At 26.7% G+C, this 1,774-nt stretch carries 1 protein-coding gene and 1 pseudogene; both read left to right on the plus strand.

Features of this window, described 5'->3' with window-relative positions:
• Nucleotides 1–457: pseudogene (locus AJ885_RS09875) on the plus strand (hypothetical protein); the annotation flags it as partial.
• A 22-nt stretch (nt 458–479) separates the two neighbouring features.
• On the plus strand, nt 480–1,274 hold the full coding sequence (locus tag AJ885_RS09880) for a hypothetical protein (protein ID WP_070273984.1): 795 nt from the start codon (nt 480–482) through the stop codon (nt 1,272–1,274).
• Nucleotides 1,275–1,774: the final 500 nt, after the last annotated feature.

The raw sequence follows: 1,774 nt of genomic DNA on the forward strand, positions 1-1,774 counted from the left end.
GATTGATTTAAATAAATATGATTTTGCCTATGATGAAGAAGGCAGGATCATTTGGGCTTTATATAATGATATTAAAAAAGGCAAATTAAAAGATCCAAGAGATATAGATTCTACTCCTGAAAGTAGAAATAAATTTGATGATGCTATGGATGGATACGAAAATGGAATGGTAACAAGATTTGATGTAGATACTCCAAATGATTGGAGTGAACAACAAGCTACTTTATTCAAAGATACCCTAGTATTAAGCGCCAAACTAGCAGCCCTAACCCCACCTCAAGGCTATCCTAATGCCCCTTATTATTTTACACCTGAAAGATTAGAATGGATTTATAAAAGAGGATATTTAGACAAACTTCTTGACCCAAGAATTCCTGCTATTTATAGATATAATTTTCCGCAAGAACTTCGAGCTAAGATAAGAGCTTATGCTAAAGAGCATAATATAAAAGAGTGAACCACAAAAGAAAGGAAAAACAATGCAAAAAATACTTCAAATCAATTTAGAAAAAAGAAAAGCTTTAGAGAATTTCAAAAATCTAGCTTTATTAGGATTAGGTGGAACAATGCTTTTAAATTTAAAAGAACAAGCTTTGGATTTTACTCAAGAATTAACTTATATAAATACTTATGATAAGTATTTAAATTTAAAGCTTGATTCTTTTTATATCCCTTCTACACTTTTATCTTTGCTTCAATTAACTCAAAAAAGCAAAGAAGCTTTTTATATCAATGTTTTAATCAATAGCGATACACATTATAAAAATCCTTTATTACAATATGCTATTACCCAAAAACAAGAACAAGAAAATATCGTTTATGCTTTAAAAAATAATGAAAATATTAATGCTTCTTTTACTAATCTTAATGCTTTAAAATTAGCCTTAGAAGAAAAGAATTTTTATCTTAATTTTATAGACTTAAACAGCAAAGAAAGTCTTTTAAGTTTTTACAATCAAATATTAAGCAATCATCATCTTAAAGATTATTTTTATATAAAAAATAATCAATTTTTTATTAAAAAAGATATAAAAAATAAAATTGTATTTCATAATATAAATTCTTCTTCTATTATAAGTAATTATCTTAGATTGTTAAATGATTTTAATACTTTAAGCAAGATAGAACTCATAAATATATTAGAAAGTTTAAGTTTATACAATCTTTCAACTTTAATGCAAACTATACAATCAAAAAATGAATATAACTCAAAAGACTTTGATAAAGATAGTATCTTTTTATCTAATATGATTATGAATGTGAGATTGAAGTAAAAAGATAGTAGATTTGGTAAATTTAAATCTTGTTAAGTTTATTATTTAGTTCAAATAAAAAATATAAAAAAATATAGAAATTCAATAGAAGAAGAGAAATTTAGTTAAAAGTTTGTTTGGTAAGCCACAAGGGGAAACTCACCCCCAAAGGGGCAAGGCTAATAAGCCTTGACAGTAATTATACAAAGTAGTATAATTATAAGTATGAGTCGTGTCATATAGTTCACCCCCTTTCTAGGGTGTGATTATGCCACAGGGTTGCAGCCTTGTGGCAAAACCCTTAATGCAATTATACCAAACAAATTCTTTAGCTTCTTAATACATTTTATTTATGATTGAATCTTATCTTTTAGCATAAGCAAGAAAAATATAAACTAAAAAATAAAATAAATCAATAGAAAGGAAGATAGGCTTAGTTAAAAGTTTGTTTGGTAAGTCAAAGGGATTGTTCTAAACCCTGCAAAAGCAGGGGATACTCAAGAAGCCTTGACATAGCAAAG

It is taken from the genome of Campylobacter sp. BCW_6464, assembly GCF_001762775.1.
Taxonomy (GTDB): Bacteria; Campylobacterota; Campylobacteria; order Campylobacterales; family Campylobacteraceae; genus Campylobacter_D; species Campylobacter_D jejuni.

Bases quoted from the DNA above. Each gene is read 5' to 3' on its own strand.
- AJ885_RS09880 (WP_070273984.1), top strand. From the start codon at position 480: ATGCAAAAAATACTTCAAATCAATTTAGAAAAAAGAAAAGCTTTAGAG.